The 16,834-nt window shown below is 61.9% G+C and carries 21 protein-coding genes, 1 pseudogene and 1 other annotated feature; of the genes and pseudogenes, 7 read left to right on the forward strand and 15 right to left on the reverse strand.

What is annotated here, in order from left to right:
• Positions 1-161 precede the first annotated feature (161 nt).
• Together VARPA_RS13780 and VARPA_RS13785 are read left to right on the forward strand one after the other, a co-directional pair.
• Positions 162-1,106 carry a histidine kinase gene (locus VARPA_RS13780; protein WP_167330540.1) on the forward strand — a complete coding sequence of 315 codons (945 nt, stop codon included), beginning with the start codon at positions 162-164 and terminating at the stop codon, positions 1,104-1,106.
• Complete coding sequence (locus VARPA_RS13785; protein ID WP_013541182.1) at positions 1,100-1,396, forward strand: STAS-like domain-containing protein; 297 nt, start codon at positions 1,100-1,102, stop codon at positions 1,394-1,396. The genes VARPA_RS13780 and VARPA_RS13785 overlap by 7 nt, the downstream gene beginning before the upstream one ends.
• A 267-nt stretch (positions 1,397-1,663) precedes the next feature.
• On the opposite strand, the gene VARPA_RS13790 is transcribed toward VARPA_RS13785, so the two are convergent.
• The 9 genes from VARPA_RS13790 to VARPA_RS31065 all read right to left on the reverse strand — a co-directional run bounded on the left by VARPA_RS13790 (position 1,664) and on the right by VARPA_RS31065 (position 5,926).
• Positions 1,664-2,236: a thermonuclease family protein gene (locus VARPA_RS13790; RefSeq protein ID WP_013541183.1), complete on the reverse strand. Its 573-nt coding sequence runs from the start codon at positions 2,234-2,236 to the stop codon at positions 1,664-1,666.
• Positions 2,233-2,520: a hypothetical protein gene (locus VARPA_RS13795; protein ID WP_013541184.1), complete on the reverse strand. Its 288-nt coding sequence runs from the start codon at positions 2,518-2,520 to the stop codon at positions 2,233-2,235. The genes VARPA_RS13790 and VARPA_RS13795 overlap by 4 nt, the downstream gene beginning before the upstream one ends.
• A gap of 111 nt (positions 2,521-2,631) precedes the next feature.
• Positions 2,632-3,045 carry a hypothetical protein gene (locus VARPA_RS13800; protein WP_041942894.1) on the reverse strand — a complete coding sequence of 138 codons (414 nt, stop codon included), beginning with the start codon at positions 3,043-3,045 and terminating at the stop codon, positions 2,632-2,634.
• Between the two features lie 88 nt (positions 3,046-3,133).
• Entirely contained in the window at positions 3,134-4,129 is a 996-nt protein-coding gene (locus VARPA_RS13805; protein WP_013541185.1) for a hypothetical protein, read from the reverse strand.
• A complete protein-coding gene (locus VARPA_RS13810; RefSeq protein ID WP_041942895.1) occupies positions 4,126-4,575 on the reverse strand; it encodes a DUF6932 family protein in 450 nt (149 codons plus the stop codon). Before VARPA_RS13810 ends, VARPA_RS13805 begins: the two co-directional genes overlap by 4 nt.
• Positions 4,576-4,716: 141 nt before the next feature.
• Positions 4,717-5,115, reverse strand: a complete 399-nt coding sequence (locus VARPA_RS30600) for a hypothetical protein (protein ID WP_013541187.1) — start codon at positions 5,113-5,115, stop codon at positions 4,717-4,719.
• Positions 5,102-5,437 (reverse strand): hypothetical protein, encoded by a 336-nt coding sequence (locus tag VARPA_RS13820; RefSeq protein WP_234975009.1) that lies wholly within the window; start codon positions 5,435-5,437, stop codon positions 5,102-5,104. Before VARPA_RS13820 ends, VARPA_RS30600 begins: the two co-directional genes overlap by 14 nt.
• A gap of 8 nt (positions 5,438-5,445) precedes the next feature.
• The gene (locus tag VARPA_RS13825; RefSeq protein WP_041942897.1) at positions 5,446-5,688 is read right to left on the reverse strand and encodes a hypothetical protein; all 243 of its coding nucleotides are present in this window, start codon (positions 5,686-5,688) and stop codon (positions 5,446-5,448) included.
• Complete coding sequence (locus tag VARPA_RS31065; protein ID WP_013541189.1) at positions 5,669-5,926, reverse strand: hypothetical protein; 258 nt, start codon at positions 5,924-5,926, stop codon at positions 5,669-5,671. Before VARPA_RS31065 ends, VARPA_RS13825 begins: the two co-directional genes overlap by 20 nt.
• A gap of 56 nt (positions 5,927-5,982) precedes the next feature.
• On the opposite strand from VARPA_RS31065, the gene VARPA_RS13830 reads away from it, so the two are divergent.
• The 3 genes from VARPA_RS13830 (at position 5,983) to VARPA_RS13840 (ending at position 7,238) form a co-directional block, all read left to right on the forward strand.
• Positions 5,983-6,171, forward strand: a complete 189-nt coding sequence (locus VARPA_RS13830) for a hypothetical protein (RefSeq protein ID WP_013541190.1) — start codon at positions 5,983-5,985, stop codon at positions 6,169-6,171.
• A gap of 64 nt (positions 6,172-6,235) precedes the next feature.
• Positions 6,236-6,463 (forward strand): hypothetical protein, encoded by a 228-nt coding sequence (locus VARPA_RS13835; RefSeq protein WP_013541191.1) that lies wholly within the window; start codon positions 6,236-6,238, stop codon positions 6,461-6,463.
• A gap of 10 nt (positions 6,464-6,473) precedes the next feature.
• Positions 6,474-7,238 (forward strand): SOS response-associated peptidase, encoded by a 765-nt coding sequence (locus VARPA_RS13840; protein WP_013541192.1) that lies wholly within the window; start codon positions 6,474-6,476, stop codon positions 7,236-7,238.
• A gap of 215 nt (positions 7,239-7,453) precedes the next feature.
• Here VARPA_RS13840 and VARPA_RS13845 read toward each other — a convergent pair whose 3' ends face one another.
• Complete coding sequence (locus VARPA_RS13845; RefSeq protein WP_013541194.1) at positions 7,454-7,705, reverse strand: hypothetical protein; 252 nt, start codon at positions 7,703-7,705, stop codon at positions 7,454-7,456.
• Positions 7,705-7,884 (reverse strand): DUF3606 domain-containing protein, encoded by a 180-nt coding sequence (locus tag VARPA_RS13850; RefSeq protein WP_013541195.1) that lies wholly within the window; start codon positions 7,882-7,884, stop codon positions 7,705-7,707. Before VARPA_RS13850 ends, VARPA_RS13845 begins: the two co-directional genes overlap by 1 nt.
• Positions 7,885-7,937: 53 nt before the next feature.
• Between VARPA_RS13850 and VARPA_RS13860 the strand changes: the two genes are divergently transcribed.
• Positions 7,938-9,169, forward strand: a protein-coding gene (locus VARPA_RS13860) for an IS3 family transposase (RefSeq protein WP_416367497.1) whose coding sequence is annotated in 2 segments (ribosomal slippage) — positions 7,938-8,229 and positions 8,229-9,169 — 1,233 coding nt in all. Because the reading frame shifts where the segments join, the coding sequence is not laid out codon by codon here.
• Positions 8,216-8,332: a sequence feature (AL1L pseudoknot), on the forward strand. (Overlaps the previous gene by 117 nt.)
• A 147-nt stretch (positions 9,170-9,316) precedes the next feature.
• On the opposite strand, the gene VARPA_RS31070 is transcribed toward VARPA_RS13860, so the two are convergent.
• Positions 9,317-9,526: a hypothetical protein gene (locus VARPA_RS31070; protein ID WP_013541196.1), complete on the reverse strand. Its 210-nt coding sequence runs from the start codon at positions 9,524-9,526 to the stop codon at positions 9,317-9,319.
• Positions 9,527-9,974: 448 nt separating this feature from the next.
• Here VARPA_RS31070 and VARPA_RS13865 point away from each other — a divergent pair, with 448 nt between their 5' ends.
• On the forward strand, positions 9,975-10,724 hold the full coding sequence (locus VARPA_RS13865) for a TraB/GumN family protein (protein WP_013541197.1): 750 nt from the start codon (positions 9,975-9,977) through the stop codon (positions 10,722-10,724).
• A gap of 341 nt (positions 10,725-11,065) precedes the next feature.
• On the opposite strand, the gene VARPA_RS13870 is transcribed toward VARPA_RS13865, so the two are convergent.
• From VARPA_RS13870 to gspD, 3 genes and pseudogenes are all read right to left on the reverse strand, one after another.
• Positions 11,066-12,787 carry a RecQ family ATP-dependent DNA helicase gene (locus tag VARPA_RS13870; RefSeq protein ID WP_013541198.1) on the reverse strand — a complete coding sequence of 574 codons (1,722 nt, stop codon included), beginning with the start codon at positions 12,785-12,787 and terminating at the stop codon, positions 11,066-11,068.
• Positions 12,787-13,113: a hypothetical protein gene (locus VARPA_RS30195; RefSeq protein ID WP_013541199.1), complete on the reverse strand. Its 327-nt coding sequence runs from the start codon at positions 13,111-13,113 to the stop codon at positions 12,787-12,789. Before VARPA_RS30195 ends, VARPA_RS13870 begins: the two co-directional genes overlap by 1 nt.
• A gap of 342 nt (positions 13,114-13,455) precedes the next feature.
• A pseudogene (gene gspD / locus VARPA_RS13880) lies at positions 13,456-16,111 on the reverse strand (type II secretion system secretin GspD).
• Positions 16,112-16,834: the final 723 nt, after the last annotated feature.

The raw sequence follows: 16,834 nt of genomic DNA on the forward strand, positions 1-16,834 counted from the left end.
TAGGCCGCCATCTTGCCGGAACTTGGCCCCGATGGCCGCAGCGATGTGCCCAAACCTGGCGCCGAAGGCCGTTGGGTGCTCGCCGAGAACGACCGCACATTCCTGGCTCCGCATCCAGTTGGTTCGAAGGTCCTGGGCGCGAAGCAGCCCCTTGCCATGGCGTGCGTTACATTTTGCGCACGATGCTCGCTATTTGTGCCACCTCAACCTGCAAGATGGTCTTACCAAAGACGTTGAACATGCTCAGCATGCATGCGTTTTTGGATTCTTTCATTGACCACAACGGTGATGCCCGCCATAAACGCTTCGAGATCGATTTTTCCAAGCTGCGGTTCATTGACCCCGTGGGCGTTGTAGTGCTGAGCAATCTCATCGAATACTTACGCCGTTGCGGGGCTGGGGGAGCGCTGACTGGTCTGTATTTCCGAGACTCCGACGCGATATGCTATCTGGACGATTGCGGGTTTTTCGCTCGATACAACGACAATGCAAGCCCCCTCCGACACCACGCTGCGCCCCGCACTTCCAGCATGCCGCTTCGTCTCGTCGAGAACATTCGAGCTCAAGAGTTCCTGAGATTTGACCTCATCCCTTGGATGGCGCAGCAGCTCGAAACCACGTCTGAAGCTCTGGGGACGGTGAGTGTTTGTGTGCAGGAAATCTTGCAAAACATTGCGGATCACTCGGGCGTGGGCGTTGGCTGCGCTCACGCACAGTACTTCGCCGAGCGTCAGATGGTAGAAGTGGCAATCTCAGATTTCGGGCATGGCATTCCCATGAATGTTCGTAAGGTGATACAGGACATCACCGATACGGACGCCCTAAAACTTGCCTGCGAGGAGGGCTTCACGACGAAGTCCAATGTGCACAATCGTGGTGCGGGTTTGCCCACACTGATTAAGTACTTAGCCCTTCACAATCGAGGGGGCGTGTGGATTTCGTCGGGAAGCGGTAATATTTCGGCGACACACTCCGATGGAGCCACAAAACTGACTGGGCGCTCCAAGCGATCCAACTATCCAGGAACTCTCGTACTTTTGCGTTTGAAGTCATCGGCGATTGAAGCCTTGGCTGTCGATGTTGAACCAGAGAGGTTTGAATGGTGATACGACTTCTTGACCACTTGCAGCATTGCTCGACCTACGACGACGGGCAGATCATTTTTGAAATGATTGCGCCGAAGGTCGAGGCAGGCGAGGACGTCGTTTTATCGTTCGACGGTGTTAGCGCCGTGCCTTCGGCCTTCGTGAACGCAGCACTTCTGCGCCTGGTTGAGCGCGTGAGCATTGATGAAGTACGTCGGCACCTTTCCATCGTTGATTCGACCCGTCAAATCAACGACATGATCCGCAGCCGGTTCGGCTTTGTGCAGGCTCAGGCAGGCAACGCGGCTTGATGGTCGGGTCAGGGCTGAGTCGTTTGCAGCCGCGTAGCTCGCCCTACGACAGAGCGCGGGTTTGACCCTTGTCGCAGGGGTTGACGACTTTCCAGCGGTGGCCGCCCAGTCTTACCGCCAAGATAGAGCACCACTGGTAGGCTTTGCCGGGCATTGGCGCGACGCGGATTGCCTCGCGCTCGAGCACCTCGTCGAAGTCTGGCAGCGATCAGCCTGCTCAGCACTCTGAGGCAATGCGTTGCGTTCCTTGCGAATCAATGCCCGTGGCTAATTAGAGACGCCGTTCAGTCGACGCGCTCGCGCGTGGCCTTCGCCGCGGGCGTCTTCCTTGCGCCATTCCCACGGCGGCACCGGCTCGGCATCGTGCCACAAGCCGACGTGCTTGGCCTTCGCCTCGAACTCTGCGAACTCGTACTGCCCGCGCTCCTGCGGCGTCTGCTCCTTCGCATAGGCCCGGTACCACCAAGCCATGCCGACGGTGACCATGGCCAAGCCGGCATCGAGTGTCTTGGCTCCGTTCGGTGCCGAGGTTGGGCTCACCATCACCTTGCATACGCTGCGACCGTAGCGATCGACCTTGCCGCAGTCGAGTTGGGCGTCCTTCATGTAGACCAGGTCGGACAGCGCTTCCTTTGAGCGCTGGCCGAACGGCTGTCGCTTCTCGGGCGCGTCGATGCCGTTGAAGCGGACCTTGACTTGTTCGTAGCTGCCGGCGGGGCCGCAGCGCGCCGTGATGGTGTCGCCATCGCTGACACCCACGACGAGACACGTGCGGGGCCCGGCCTGGGCGGCAAGTGGCAGCGCGAGCAGGGCGCCGAGCAACAGCGCGCGGAGCGTCACGAGAGCGATACCTCCGACCCGTCGGCGGCGATCATCACACCTGGGGTGTTCTCGCTGATCTCCACCGGCACGCCCATGTGCTCATGGACGTCGGATTTCGGGCCACCAATGCCTGTACGCCGGGACTCAGCGTAGGCCGCGTGCTGGGCCGGGTTGAGGATGAACTTTTGCGGGTAGGCGTTGTTGTTCGCCTTCCAGTGGTTGATGACCCCTTCGGTCATCGAGAGATAGAGTCTTGCCATCGCCTGATGGTACCGGCGCGCTGCGCAGGCGCCGTAGCGCATCGCTTTGCTACTGACGTGCTGTTGTGGGGGAAGGCCACACGGTTCAGCTTCAGTTCGGCACCGTGAGAACGACCGCGCCCTGTTGGCACCGCTATAACGGCACCGCCAACGCTACAGAAGCGGACCGCCCTGGGCATCTATTTCCGCAAGAATTGCCGCGATGCCGGCCTCACTGATTCTGGGTCTCGTGTAAGGAGCGAAAGGTCGCTCGGCGGCGGCGCAAGCAATGAACGAAGAGTTAGGACCGAAGAAAGTCGCCAGGCCATCATGCAAGAATTGGGACTTTTGTTGCCAGCCCGGCGAGCCGTCGACCCGCCAGCCGACCTCGATGAACAAGCGCTCTCGCCGATGTGCCGTGGTGATTCCGCACCAAACACTGTTGAGGCCTTTCGTCTGAACGCATACGTACGGCCCTGGGCGATCAATTTCCATGTCACCGCAGTCGATGAACTGATCCGCAATCAGTAGTTGGTGGTCGAAGTATGCGACGTTGCCAACGACTATTTCAGTGGATTGAAGGGGCATTAGACGTTCTTCAAGAGATGGCAAAGCGCACCGGGCGAATTTGCAAGCGGTCTATGAAAAAGCCGCCTCATGGGCGGCGGGTCTGGTGCTATTTTTTGCTAGGGAGATCAAGATCAAGTTCGATAGTTGGTTCGGCTCCCCTGACTTCTTCAAACCTTTCAACAAACAGGAGTCTGGGTTTGCCGTTCTTGTCCATCTGGTAATTGCCATAGGCTCTTACATGGCGCCCCAGTAAAGCGCGCGCCTTCTCTGCGCTCAACTCGGGAACTACGCAACGCAGAGTACCGACACCCGGCACGCTCCTCAAGTGGATTCGTGTCTTATCTAAATCAGCCTCGCGAATTTCGCCGACGAACGACCCGACACGCGATTCCTTCATGCTCGGCTTCTCAAGAACCTCTCGAAGCACCACTCGTTCACGTTGTCCAAGGCTCGCAATACCCTGTGTTCGTGTTGCCATCTCCAGCGTGTGAATGCCTTTTCGACCGGTCGGCGCAAACCCCAAAAGAGCCGCGAGACTGATGTCCCGCATAGCTGGGTCGGGTGAAACTTCTTCTATGCCCAGTCGCATGCCCTCATCATCGATATAACGGATTAGACCTGGAAGTTGGTGAATTTCATCCGAAAGTGTCGATGCGTTCGGTTCCTGCTCTACTCCGACAATGTTGTTGTCTTCATCGTCTAGGCGAATCCCCACCCATAGGCTGCCAGGCGCGATACCGGTCAGCCGCGGATCAATGTTTCTGGCGAGAAGTCTTCCGTTGGCGCCGCGCATGTCGAAGAACGCCGAAGCGAGCTTTCTAATGTTCGATTCTGCCGTGCTGGTCACCCAATTGAGAGCCGACAGCCATGGCATTGCATTTGCGGCTCCGGGCCCCTCGGCGTGAAGGACCAGATCGGATTGATCAAGCACCTTTGCGAGAGGAAAATGCTGTTCTGCGAGCTCAACGATCTTGCCGATGGTGGAGTCGACCACTTGATTCGCAGTGAGGTTCATGCCTGCATCACGGGCACTCAGGGCGAAACCAACCATGTTTTCGAGGAACACGCGAGTGTGCTGGATCGTGTCGTCGTGCTGGCTCATGTGATTCTCAGTATGCCTTTTAGGAGCTTCGCGTCAAGATTCAGTTCCGCACCAGCCTTAAGGCCTGTGTACTGAAAAAAGTGAGTGAGATCATGGACATACGCGGGATGCTTAATCCAAAAATCTACTTTGTAGTTCGCCTTTGTGGCCGCCGCGTTGATCCAGAGTAGGAAAGCGGGCATCGCTGCCGCCATGTCAAGGTGAGAGACATCTGCCACCACATCAATATCATCCGGCTGGTCCTTCTTCCTCGTGAAACTTCCGTCGACCCAAAGATCTGCTTGAATGCCCAATGGCTGCCAAGCTTGGCTCACGAAATCTTGAAGCTTGTTGAATAGACCCAGCCGATGCGGGTTCCAGCAAAAAGCATGGTGAATCTCTGCCAAGGTGCAGTCGTGTATTCCAGGGGGCAGGAGCCCGTTCTGGTCCAGCGCAGGAATCGGCATGTTCTCCTCATTGTTCTCACGTGCCGTCAGCGCGGCTCGCTAGAACATATTCTTACAGTTCAATTGCTGCGAGGCCAAGGGACTTTCCCGGTGATGGACAAAAGCAAGTGCCGTCGCCTTTTGGACGAACAGGGCCTACCTTTAAACCGGCCGCACTTCGAAGTAGGCCTCTTGCACGTCGCCCAGATCGCGGAAGCCCGCGGTGCGCGCCACGTCGTAGGCCTTGGCCCAACGTAGAGCCAGCGCGATCTCGGCCTTCGTGAGGTCGCTCTCGCCTGACTCGCTGGCGTTCTGGTAGGCGCGCAATGCTGGCAGCACGTCAGTGCCGAGCTGCCGGTCGAGCTCGCGCCGGAAGCGCTGCTCGGCGACCCTGGCGTCATCGACCGCTGGATAGTTCATCAGCCGCGCGCGGTAGGGCGCGCGGTACACGGGCTCCTCGTCCTCAAAGCGCAATGGCGAGTCGTCCGGCTCGAGCTGCTGAGTGGCAACAGGCTGCGGAGCAGGCGCCGGCCGGGGAAAGAAAAGTTCAGTTTGGTTCATGGTTTGCGTCCACGGCGTTCTGAAGTCTTTGCAAAGAGAGTGCCTGCGGCAGGTTGTGCACTTCGCAGAACCAGACCTGGTAGCACCATCGCCCGGCGCTTTGTTCGGTCCCTGCGAAGCTGATGGTGTCGGAGGCGCAGGCGACCACCTCGGGGCGCCAGAGAATGCCCAGCGGCGGTGCCTTATCGCCAGGGCATGCTTGCCACAATCCGAGTTGAGGTCGGCCCTCGACAAACTGCAGCCTCAACATGCCGCAGGCCCACTCCTGATCGACGAACTCCCGTGTACTCAGCCGGGTGCCGCCTCGGTATCGACGGCGCATCTTCACTCTCATGGCGATTCACGATCGGTAGGTATCTTGGAGGGCAGATCGGGGATGCCGTACATCACGGCTCGGATGTGGTCGCCAGCGTTCTCGTCCCAATCGCCGTAGCGGTCGCCAATGCGTGCGCAACGAGCGACCAGCAGTTCAGCGAAGGCCAGCAGCGTCGAACGGAGCGGCTCGCCCGCAGCAAGTTCGCCCGCCTGACGTGCCAGCGCGGCGATTTCATCTTCAGGGTCTGCGTTCGGCACTCTTCTTCATGGCCGCTGGCGGCGTCCAGTCCGGAATCACCACGCGCTTCGGACGACAGGCTTCGGCGAAATCCTCCGCAGCAACCATTGCCGGATCTCGGTGTCTGTTTTTCAGTTCGAGCGCGCTGGCCCGTTCGTGGAGTTCTTCAACATCGGCTTCACCCTTGGCCAAGGTGTGCCACTCGCGAACGAATTTCGACTGCCACGATGGCTCGGGCTTCACGGTCCTTTTTGGCATATCAACTCCTTTAAAGTGCTGGATGAATATACAGTTGTTTTGGTAGGATGCAAGCCATGGACAGCATGCCAGTCAACCTCTGGATCGCCGCCTGCGCGCACCGGCTGCAGCAGCAGTGGCACACCGTTGACCCGCTCGAACTGGAGGACGTCGCCCGCGACCTCTGGCGCGATGAGCGGCTTCGAGCGATGCCCCCAGACGAGGCTGCGGTGGACTGGTTGAAGCCGATTAACGAGTTGAAATAGTTCGGGTAAATTCCAGCCCCCGGCGTGTCACGCCAGCTGTCTGCGGCCTTAAGGACGACCGTTTATGCCCATGGACTTTCTTCGGCGCATCGAAGGCGCCACCTTCCCGCTTGCGGTTAAATCCGAAAGCGACATCCACTGCGTCGCGGTCCTCGTTGCTGCCCAATTTGTCGAGGCGGTATTGCCTCCTTCCGGCATTGAGGGCGCGGCCAAGCAAGTCGCGATCATCCTGAGAATCACGCCTCTCGGGAACGCAGAGTTGAATCGAATGCGAGAAGCGGAGACGGATTAAGGGGCTGCCCATGTGCACGCGCTACATCTCCCCCGAAGACCGCGCGATTGAAGACTTCTGGCGCATCGATCGTAAGAAGCAGCGGCCGGAGGCTTGGAAGAACCTGCTGACCGTTTTTCCACTGTCGATGGCGACGTTCATCCGGCGCGCGGATGAGGTCGAGTACGAGCGCGAGCTGGTGGTAGGCCAGTGGGGAATGATCCCGCCTTGGTCGACCTCGAACATCCCCGCCACCAAGCCGAAGAAGGGCGAGGAAAAGGGCAAGCGCCTGAGCACCGTCAACGCTCGTATCGAAGGCATGGAGAAGTCGGCCACGTACAAGAACGCTTGGCTGCGCGGCAAGCGATGCATCATTCCTGCGGCCAGCTACGACGAGCCGAACTGGGAAACAGGAAAGAACGTCTGGTGGCGCTTTCGCCGCGCGGATGGCGCGCCCTGGGGTCTGGCCGGACTGTGGGATTCCTGGAAGGACCTCGAAACCGGCGTGGTGTGGGACAGCTACACCATGCTGACCATGAACGCGGACGGGCATCCGCTAATGGGCCGCATGCATAAGCCCGATCCGAAGCTGCCTGCCGATCAGCAGGACAAGCGCACGGTCATCCCGCTGGAGGTGCACGACTTCGACCGCTGGCTCACATGCACGGTCGAAGAGGCGAGGGCGATGCTGAAAGTGCCGCCGGTCGAGCTGTTCAATGCCGGCCCGGAGCCGGCTTTGGCGCCGGCATCCATGACTCTTGAAGTTCTGCCCCTGGAAGCTCGTAGTCCAGAGTGACGAACGCGACGGCAGCTGCCTCGCGGGGTGGTCGATCTTCGTTGAGCGGGTAGAGGGCATGCGCTAGGCCGGCCAGCCACTCGTTATCGATCATGCCCTCGCAGCGCTCGTAGAACTCGTTGGTGAACTCTCGCCGCCACGCCTCCTCATCGGTCAGCGTCTGGCCGAATTCGACAACGGGTTTGTCGGGCTTCCACATGATGATCGAGCTTACTTCAGTGGAATGCCCACTGGGCTGGCGTCTTCATCGTCGCCAGTGGTGCGGGACCGACCCGCTCGTCCTCGGCGAGCTTCTCCAGCGCCCACATGCCGGCCTGCAGGGCGTCGAGCCACATGTCGAAGCCTTCCTCGGCGGACTGCAGCTCGACCCACTGGCTCGCGTCGTCGCCTTCCTCCATGAGCACCCAGTAGAAGTGCCCCGGATCGGGCTCGTCGACGTGGACGGAGATACGGCGGATGTGGCTCATCAGCGCTTCCCGGCCAAGTACTCGCGCACGGCCTCGGCGGAATTGCCGATTGCCTTCACGGCGTCGCGCAACTGGGTCTCCGTACACCCGAGCGATTCCATCCACGAGCGCACCTCGTGAGGCTCATGCATGGCGATCAGCTTTCGGTCCAGCCCGGTCTTTTTCGTGTCGTCGGTCATGGGTGAATCGCCCCGGCTTTTGTGGAGGCTCAACACTCTGAGAGGATTGAGCCATGAAGAAGTCGAACAAGTTTTCACCCGAGGTGCGTGAGCGCGCGGTGAGGATGGTGCAGGAGCACCGCGGGGAGTACCCGTCGCTGTGGGCGGCAGTCGAGTCGATCGCACCGAAGATCGGCTGTGTGCCGCAGACGCTGAACGAATGGGTCAAGCGCGACGAGGTCGACAACGGCGTTCGAGAAGGCGTGACGACCAGCGAGGCCCAGCGGATGAAGGAGCTCGAACGCGAGGTCAAGGAGCTGCGCCGAGCCAACGAGATCCTGAAGCTGGCGAGCGCGTTTTTCGCCCAGGCGGAGCTCGACCGCCGGCTGAAGTCCTGAGGGATTTCATCGACAAGCATCGCGGCACCTTCGGGGTCGAGCCGATCTGCAAGGTCTTGCAGGTCGCCCCGTCGGGCTACCGGCGGCACGCGGCGCTGCTGCGTGAGCCGCACAAGCGCTGCGCCAGAGCACACCGCGACGATGTCCTCATGCCGGCGATACAGCGCGTCTGGCAGGCCAACATGCAGGTCTATGGCGCCGACAAGGTCTGGAGGCAACTGGCACGCGAAGGCACGGCTGTGGCCCGCTGCACAGTCGAGCGTCTGATGCGGCGCCTGGGGCTGAGAGGCGTAATGCGCGGCAAGGTGGTGAAGACCACGATCAGCGATGCCAGAGCACCATGCCCGCTGGATCGTGTCAACCGGCAGTTCCGAGCACAGCGCCCGAACCAGCTATGGGTCTCGGATTTCACGTACGTGTCGACATGGCAGGGCTGGCTGTACGTCGCCTTCGTGATCGATGTGTTCGCCCGACGCATCGTGGGCTGGCGGGTCAGCAACTCGATGCGCACGGACTTCGTGCTCGATGCTTTGGAGCAAGCGCTGTACGACCGTCAACCCGAACGCGACGGCAGCTTGATTTGTCACTCCGATCGCGGGTCGCAATACGTCAGCATCCGATACACCGAACGGCTTGCAGAGGCTGGCATCGAGCCATCAGTGGGAAGCAAAGGCGACTCCTATGACAACGCCCTGGCCGAGACGATCAACGGCCTCTATAAGGCCGAGTTGATCCATCGCCGAGCACCGTGGAAGACCAAGGAGGCGGTGGAGTTCGCGACGCTCGAGTGGGTGGCCTGGTTCAACCACCATCGCCTGCTCGAACCCATCGGCTACATCCCGCCTGCAGAAGCTGAGGCAAACTATTACCGGCAACTCGCCAGTCAGACCGCCAAGATGGCGGCTTGACTTAAACCAATCGGCCTCCATGAAAGCCGGGGCGATTCATGGGGGTCTCCAGGTCAGCGCGCGGAACAGCCCGTCGCGAAGCCAAGATGACAGGGCCGAGGGACCGGAGCCATGCCAGTTTTCCGCCTTTTCCTGACGGCGACTCTCCTACGAGCTTGAGCTCTCCCAGGTTTTCCCTTTTGCGATAGGGCAGTCGTCCGAATCAATCAATAGCAGGGCGACGTAGTGACGCCGCCACAGCAGTTGTTCACGGACCCCATTAAGTGCATCGGCGGTTTTGATCCGAATGGCACGGGAATACTGAACGGTCTCGCGGCATTCGCGAATGAGCTCGGTGGTCGAGGGGGTGGGGGTCATGCAAGCACTCCAATACAGGGTGCATGGCGGAGACCATATCCGGGAGATGTTTCAGCTTGGCACAAAGTAGGCTGACCGGGTAGGTACCCCACTTTGCGCTTTTCAGTGGTATCACGCTGTAGGCGAAGAAGCCGCTCTGGTCGTGCGCCACTTTAACGACCAGCCTCTGCGCATCGTCGACGAGGCGGTGATCCCGATGAAGCTCGAGGGGCTAGTGGCGAAGAGGGCGGCGAGCGTCTAACAGCCGAGTGCGATTGAGTGATTGGCTGCGAGTGACGCGGAAGGCTGAGACTAATGGCGTCGACGATCTCGTGCAGATCACCGCGCACCAGGCACTGGAGATGGAGCCGCAACTGCATTGCACTGCAGCGCTGGTGTTCGGGAATCAGAAATCTCCACAGAGGAAAGTGTCGCGTGATCTACTCGGACTCTCACCCCGAAGGTACGCATGTACTACGAGATCGCCAATACCAGCACCCGTATTTTGGGCAGCATCCATCTGTACCCCCGGGATGGAGCGCCGCCGCCAAGTCGGATTGAAGCCGCGTATCAGTGGGCCAAGAAGCTTTGCATTGAGCACAACGGGGCCGACTTCCCACCGCTGATGCGGTTGCCGGTCGGGCAAGATCTGGAACAACTGATTCCCCCGCGCACTTGGCAATACCTGATCGACCTCATGCCGCCAGGCGCTGATCTGACCGCATTGCGAGCATTGAAGTTGTGGGGCGCCTTTTTGTCCCTGGCGCGAAACGCTCTCGACGGGGTCGATGGCGTGGAGGCGCTACTGCAACAGCAAGCCTCCGCAGCCACGCTGATGGCCCTCGAGACCGCTATCGAAGTTGCTGCTCTGTTCGACCTGATGCCGCTGGACTCTGTAGTCGGTGCGCTCGACTACTACGGAGGCGACAGGGAGACGGCACGCCGCAATTTTCAGCGCATGCACGACGCTTGGATCTCCGGTGATCCTGCGACCCTTTGGGCCGTGCAGAAGGACGGCCCGCTGAATCGAGATCCTGAGCTCTATGAGTTGGTGTTTGCGGTGCGAAACCGCCGGTGGGCCGAGCGTATCGCGACGATCGCGCCGTCGGAGCAGGAAAACACGCTGGTGATCGTCGGTGCTGGGCACCTGGTCGGAACTGACAACCTCCTCGACCTTCTTCGGGCACGCGGTCATTCCATAACCCCCATCCGGGGGTAGCGTCGCTCGCCGGATAGCTCCCTTGCTGAAATCTTTGCTACTGCATGGGCCCGAAACGAAGGCCGCGCCGGCGCTGGTATTTTTGATGGTATGAGGCACCAACGGGCCGAGCACTGGCCAGGATTCATGCGGCCTGCGGAGCATCATGGGAATGCAGTACGTCCTACCAACAATCTCGAGGGCTAGCCGGTAAATACCGGCTAGCCCTTTTTCTTTGCCGCGCGCCCTCGTCGCGATCTATCTCACGATCCGTGGTTGGCTGAGGCATTTGGCCCAACCTCCCATTGCAGGGCGCATGCTGGGTTGCTGGAGTGGCAGGCATCTGCCACGTACCAAGGCAATCAGCCGCGCGCGCGAACTGCCCCCGATTCACGGCGCAGACGGGTCACATAGTCCGGATGGAAGCAGCGCTGGGTCCCGTCCTCGAACCCGACGGTGATCGATGTTGCATCCGAAGCGACGACCACGCCCAGCCCGAAGCGGCGGACGCGCACCCGATCGTGGGCAGCGAAAGCCGGCAGGGTGCGAACGGCAGGCTCCGCGTCGCCGTCGTCCACGAAGATCGGTTGCGCCATTTCTTTTTCATGCGCCGCGATGCGCCGACAGTTGTCGCACGCGCCACAGCGTTTGGGTTTCGCCGCCTGATCGAGATCGCTAAGGAGCAACTGCCACCGGCACTGCCCCGACTGCGCGTACGACACCATGCGCTCGAGCGTTTCGCGGTCCTGTTGCCGTCGGGTCTTGTAGGCATCGAGCACCGCGGAAAAGTCGACCTTGCCGGCCGCGCGCTGGCGCACCGACAGTCGCCCGCGCCGGTCGGCCAGGAGCACTTGCGCGTGCTTGAGCACCGCGATGCCCGACTGCATTCGAGTGCGCGGCCGGTCCAGCGCGTCGAGCAGGTGCGCGGCCGTCCATCCCCCGGCCTCGGGCGGCTCGGCGAGCAACTGCCGGTAGATCGCGTCCAGATCCTCCAACTGCGGATACTTTCCGGCCAAAAAGAACTGCTGCACCGTGCGGTCCTTGGCATGGAACAGGAGCAGGCAGCGCGCCTCTTTTCCATCGCGTCCGGCGCGTCCGGCCTCCTGGTAATAGGCATGCAGGCTCGCCGGCATCTGGCAGTGCAGAACGAAGCGGATGTCGGGCTTGTCGATGCCCATGCCGAAGGCGTTGGTGGCAACCATGACGCGTACCTCGCCCGCCATGAAGGCCTCCTGCGCGGCGCTGCGCTCGCGCGCGCCGAGCTTGCCGTGATAGAGCGCCACCGATTCATCGCGCACCTTCAGCGCATCGAACGCATGCTCGGCGGCCTTCACCGTGGCGGCGTAGACGATGCCGCTGCCCGGCGTTTCGCGCACGAATTCGACCGTGCGGCGCAAGCGCTCCTTCTCGTTGGCGAGCTGTTCGACGGCAAAGCGCAGGTTGGCGCGGTAGGCGCCGGTATCGACCAACCCCGAGGGCGGGATGTCCAGGAGCTTCATCACATCGGCGGCCACGTCGTCGCCCGCGGTCGCCGTCAGCGCGAGCACGGGCGGACTGCCCAAAGCCCGGATGGCGGGGCCGATCTCCAGGAATGCAGGCCGGAAGTCATGCCCCCATTGCGAGATGCAATGCGCCTCGTCGACCGCGACCAGCGCCACCGGGTGTACACCCAGGCGCCGCAGGAAATCCGGATCGGACAACCGCTCGGGCGTCGTCAACACGATCCGCGCAGTGCCGGCGTCGATGTCGGCTTCCGATTGCGCCAGCTCCTCGGCACCGAGCGAACTGTTGACCTGTACGGCGCGAATGCCGAGCGCCCGCAGCCTGTCGCACTGGTCTTTCATCAACGCGATGAGCGGGGAGACCACGACGGTCTGGCCTTCGAGCAGCACAGCGGGCAACTGGTAGCAGAGCGACTTGCCGGCGCCCGTGGGCATCACCGCGAGCGTGGACAGGCCAGCCAGCACGCGCTCGATCACGTCCGCCTGGCCGGCGCGCAAACGCTTGTGGCCGAAGACATCGCGCAAGACCTGGTCCACGCGGCGCGCGGGAGGCTTTTCCCTTGGCGATTTGCCGGCGGGCATCAGGCGTTCTCGGGCTCGCCGTCTTCGCTGTCTTCGCGGTCTTCGCGGTCTTCGTTCTCCTCGGCAAGGTCCTCGACGCGAACCGCTTCCGGATCTTCGGCGGCCGTGTCCACTTCATGCGCCGCATCCGGGATCACGCCGACGCGGTCGGGGAGGATGTCCGAATCGGTCGGCTCCTCGATCCCGGCCTCGGCCGCCGCGCGATTGCCCGTGCCTGCGGCATCGCTGCCGCTGTCGCTGGAGTCGGAGGGGCCGAGGCTGTCTTCGTCGGTGCCCTTGGGTTCGATGGGAGCGCGTTCGCCGCCCAGGATGCTGCTGGTTGCCATGTGTTGGGATTCCTCGTGTTGCTGGGTGAACTTCAAAGCCCAGGCTGCAGGTTTCCTTCGTCGGGCCGTCATCCTTCATCGGCCATGCTTGGCTTGCGCTGTAGGAAGTTTGCCCGCGGCTGTTGATTCAAGGTGGGAGGGGGCCTGCGGAGCAACTCACCAGGTGGCTTGAGCTGGGTGCGCATGAGCTCCGTGGCGCGCGGTTGCAGGTTGCAGGTACCGATACGCGAAGCTGCGGAGCGCCTCGGTACGTCATCGGGTTGGGCGCGCAAAAGGAAGCGCAAGACCGCGCAGGGTGCTTCACACATATCGCGATGACGCTGAACACCTCCGCTTGCTGCCCTACGGAAGCTCCCGTCCGCTGACCGGGTCGGCGGTGGGGGGCAGGGCGCCACGCAGCGGGCTTGAGGCGAGCTTGCGCGTGTCAGCCAAAGGCTGGGGCGGCGGAATCAGCTGCGTGCCCTCCATGCGGGTGCTGCCGTTGCCGCTGTTGTTCGAGCGCTGCAGCGCCGCTTCGGGCAGCACCGGGGCGGCGTTCACGCCGCGCAGCATCACGTTGTCGGTGTTGGGCTGCACCTGCAGCTGCTGTCCGCGGATCTCGTCGTAGCGGTCGTAGGCAAAGGCTTCGGTCGAGGCGCCATCGCGCATTACCGCCGGGCGCAGGAACATCATGAGGTTGCTCTTGTTGCGCGTGCGGTTCTCGTTCTTGAACAGGTTGCCCAGCACCGGGATGTCGCCGGCCAGCGGGATCTTCTCGATGTTGTTGTTGTAGGTGTCCGACAGCAGCCCGCCCAGCATCACCAGGCCGCCGTCTTCCACCAGCACGCTCGATTCGATCGAGCGCTTGTTGGTGGTCGGGCCGTTGGGGTTGGCCAGCGAGTTCTGGTCGACCGTCGAGGTCTCCTGGAAGATCGTCATGCGCACCGTGCCGTTCTCGTTGATGGTCGGGCGCACGCGCAGGGTGAGGCCCACGTCCTTGCGCTCCACGGTGGTGAACGGGTTCACGCCCACCGAGCCCGAGGTGCTCGCGTACGAACCGGTGGGAAAGGGCACGTTCTGGCCGATGATGATCTTGGCCTCTTCGTTGTCCAGCGTCAGCAGGTTGGGCGTCGAGAGCACGTTGGCATCGCCGTCGCTGTTGAAGAAGTTGGCGATGGCGCCCAGGATGTACTGGCCACCGATCTTGCCGGCAATGCCCAGGTTCAGCCCCGGCTGGATCGAGGAGGCCAGACCCGCGGGGTTGCGGGTGGCCAAAGCCTGCGTGAGGGCCAGGATGTTGTTCCTGTTGAGGCTGGAGTTGGTGCCGATGACCGCGTTGTTGCCCAGCGCGCTCTGCCACTGCACGCCGAAGTTCGCCGCCTTGTTGGCGCTGACCTCGACGATCAGCGCTTCGATCATCACCTGGGCGCGTCGGCCGTCGAGCTTGTCGATCACCGCGCGCATCTGCCGGTACTGCGGCTCGGGGGCCGTGATGATCAGCGAGTTGGTCGACGGGTCGGCCTGGATCTGTCCGCCGGTGGACGGCTGGTTGGCGTTGTTGAGCGGTGCGTTGGCGGCGGCCGAGCCGCTTTGGCCCGCCACCGCCCGTGCTGTTCTGCGTGACCTGCTGCGGCACGGCACTGCTGCCGTCGCCCGCGCCTGCGGTGCCTGATGGCCGGTTCGCCGCCATTGCGGCGCGCAGCGTGGCCGCGAGCCGCACCGCGTCGGCGTTCTTGAGATAGACCACATAGATGTTGCCGGCCACGCCATTGCTGCTTTCCGCGGGCGGGCGGTCGAGCTTCTCGATCAGCGTACGCACGAGCTGCGCGCGCGCCGGGTTGGCCGCACGCATGAGCACCGAATTGCTGCGCGCATCGGCCAAGAGCGTGGTGCGAAAGGATGCGTCGGCGGCGCCCGGTGCATCGCTGACATTCGGTGCGCTCGAGGCACCGCCATCGATGAGCCGCTGCACCAGCGCAATGAGGTCGGTGGCGATCGAGTGCTTGAGCTGGATGACCTCGACATCGGATGCATTCGGCACATCGAGCGCCGCGATGATGCGCGCGAGCCGGCGCATGTTGTCGGCGTAGTCGGTGATCACGAGCGTGTTGTTGCCCGGGTTCGCGTTGATGGTGTTGTGCGGCGGAATCAGTGGGCGCAGCACCGGCAGCAGGTTGGTAGGCGACTCGTGGTTGAGCCTGAAGATCTGGGTGACCACCTGGTTGTTGGCCGACGAAGGCACGGCGCCGATGGAGGTGTTCACGGTGCTGCTCTGCAGCTTGGCGTTGGCTTCGAGCACCACCTTGTAGAGGCCGTCGGCCTCCACCACCGCAAAGCCCTGCAAACGCAGCGCCGCGGCGAACTGGTTGAAGGCCGCGGCCGGCTGCACGGGGCGGTCGGTCACCAGGTCCATCGTGCCCTTCACGCGCGGATCGACCACCACATTGCGCCCCGTGACCACCGCCATGGTGCGCGCCACGGCCTCGATGTCGGCGTCGGAGAAATTGAGCGTGATCGGACTGCTGCGAACAACGGGCGCTGCCGCGGCTTCGGGCGGCGCGTGCGTTTCCACCGTCCGTGTCTCGGTAACGGCAGTGGCAACGGCAACCGCCTGAAGCGTGACCCGCACCGAATTGCCTTGCAGCTCCGCCGTGTAAGGCACCGGCTGCCGCAGGTTCAACACCACCCGGCTGCGCTCGCCGGCCTGCACCACGTTGATCGAACGCAGGTTGGGTTGATTCACTTCGATGGCTGCGCGTCCGACATCGTTGGTGGCGCCAACGAAGTCCAGTGCGATGCGCGCGGGGCTCGCGACCGAAAAGCCGCTGGGGACGGCGGTGAGCGGTCGTGCCAGGTCGATCTGGATCACCTCCACACCCTGTTGCATGGCGCTTGCGACCGCCTTGATCGCATTCTGCGCAGAGGCGCTGCCGACCGCGCCGGCCGCAAGCAGGCCCAGGCAGATTGCCCGGAGGAGGAATCGGAACCGTAGCGCGCCCCGTGCGCCGAGGTCTTTCACTTGCGGGCGGTTCGTCTCGGATCGAAGGGCCGAGCACCAAGGGGAATCATTGCGGCACGCAGCAGCCGAAGGGGAAAAGGGAGCATGGGGGTACGACGCCAACGGCGGTTTGAATTTCGATGTCGATCACACGCCGTTGCTGTCTCGTCGACCCTCGGGAGTCGCGTTCGCATCCATTGCCCGGCATCGCTCGCAAGAGATTCGGCTCTTGCGAGCGATGCGGACCCCATGTGTCATTCGGGAACCTTGCGCGCTGATTGTTTACTGAAACGCGCAGTTTTCATTAGCCATGAAAAATGGAATTCAGACGCTCATTTTTCGAGGCAATCACCAAGGGCGCGGAGTGCTAGGCATTCTGAAATCTCCGATTCGAAGCTGCGTCACGAGGGAGTTCAGAAGCGATGCGCACGGCGTGAGAGAACAATGCCATTCCACTGAAAAATGAGTGAGTGCATCTCGATTTTCGATGCAGTCAAAAAACTAAGATGAAGTCTCGGGTGTCCCCACTTCGTCGATCTCTGAATGGTGAATGCAGCGCCTTGTCAGGCACAAGTTTTAGTTCGGGTTGGGACTGATACGCCAGTAATTCCATTTTTGTCGGACTTCACTTAAGCGCTGGCCATAACTTGTCGCATGGCGAGTTCGAAGCGACGCTCCGCGTCACTTTCCGGGCTCGATCGGCGTGTTCTTCCCGGCGGGGGACTGAGGCATGAATCGTGCGCC

Origin of the sequence: Variovorax paradoxus EPS (genome assembly GCF_000184745.1) — a bacterium.
Taxonomy (GTDB): Bacteria; Pseudomonadota; Gammaproteobacteria; order Burkholderiales; family Burkholderiaceae_C; genus Variovorax; species Variovorax paradoxus_C.

Excerpts from the sequence above, each read along its gene's own strand:
- VARPA_RS13785 (WP_013541182.1), top strand. The coding sequence starts at position 1,100 with ATGGTGATACGACTTCTTGACCACTTGCAGCATTGCTCGACCTACGAC.
- VARPA_RS13820 (WP_234975009.1), bottom strand. The coding sequence starts at position 5,437 with ATGCGCCGTCGATACCGAGGCGGCACCCGGCTGAGTACACGGGAGTTC.
- VARPA_RS30195 (WP_013541199.1), bottom strand. The coding sequence starts at position 13,113 with ATGGCAACCAGCAGCATCCTGGGCGGCGAACGCGCTCCCATCGAACCC.
- VARPA_RS31070 (WP_013541196.1), bottom strand. The coding sequence starts at position 9,526 with ATGACCCCCACCCCCTCGACCACCGAGCTCATTCGCGAATGCCGCGAG.
- VARPA_RS13865 (WP_013541197.1), top strand. The coding sequence starts at position 9,975 with ATGTACTACGAGATCGCCAATACCAGCACCCGTATTTTGGGCAGCATC.
- VARPA_RS13810 (WP_041942895.1), bottom strand. The coding sequence starts at position 4,575 with ATGCCGATTCCTGCGCTGGACCAGAACGGGCTCCTGCCCCCTGGAATA.
- VARPA_RS13870 (WP_013541198.1), bottom strand. The coding sequence starts at position 12,787 with ATGCCCGCCGGCAAATCGCCAAGGGAAAAGCCTCCCGCGCGCCGCGTG.
- VARPA_RS31065 (WP_013541189.1), bottom strand. The coding sequence starts at position 5,926 with ATGCCAAAAAGGACCGTGAAGCCCGAGCCATCGTGGCAGTCGAAATTC.
- VARPA_RS13830 (WP_013541190.1), top strand. The coding sequence starts at position 5,983 with ATGGACAGCATGCCAGTCAACCTCTGGATCGCCGCCTGCGCGCACCGG.
- VARPA_RS13795 (WP_013541184.1), bottom strand. The coding sequence starts at position 2,520 with ATGCGCTACGGCGCCTGCGCAGCGCGCCGGTACCATCAGGCGATGGCA.
- VARPA_RS13800 (WP_041942894.1), bottom strand. The coding sequence starts at position 3,045 with ATGCCCCTTCAATCCACTGAAATAGTCGTTGGCAACGTCGCATACTTC.
- VARPA_RS13850 (WP_013541195.1), bottom strand. The coding sequence starts at position 7,884 with ATGACCGACGACACGAAAAAGACCGGGCTGGACCGAAAGCTGATCGCC.
- VARPA_RS13845 (WP_013541194.1), bottom strand. The coding sequence starts at position 7,705 with ATGAGCCACATCCGCCGTATCTCCGTCCACGTCGACGAGCCCGATCCG.
- VARPA_RS13840 (WP_013541192.1), top strand. The coding sequence starts at position 6,474 with ATGTGCACGCGCTACATCTCCCCCGAAGACCGCGCGATTGAAGACTTC.
- VARPA_RS13805 (WP_013541185.1), bottom strand. The coding sequence starts at position 4,129 with ATGAGCCAGCACGACGACACGATCCAGCACACTCGCGTGTTCCTCGAA.
- VARPA_RS13835 (WP_013541191.1), top strand. The coding sequence starts at position 6,236 with ATGCCCATGGACTTTCTTCGGCGCATCGAAGGCGCCACCTTCCCGCTT.
- VARPA_RS30600 (WP_013541187.1), bottom strand. The coding sequence starts at position 5,115 with ATGAACCAAACTGAACTTTTCTTTCCCCGGCCGGCGCCTGCTCCGCAG.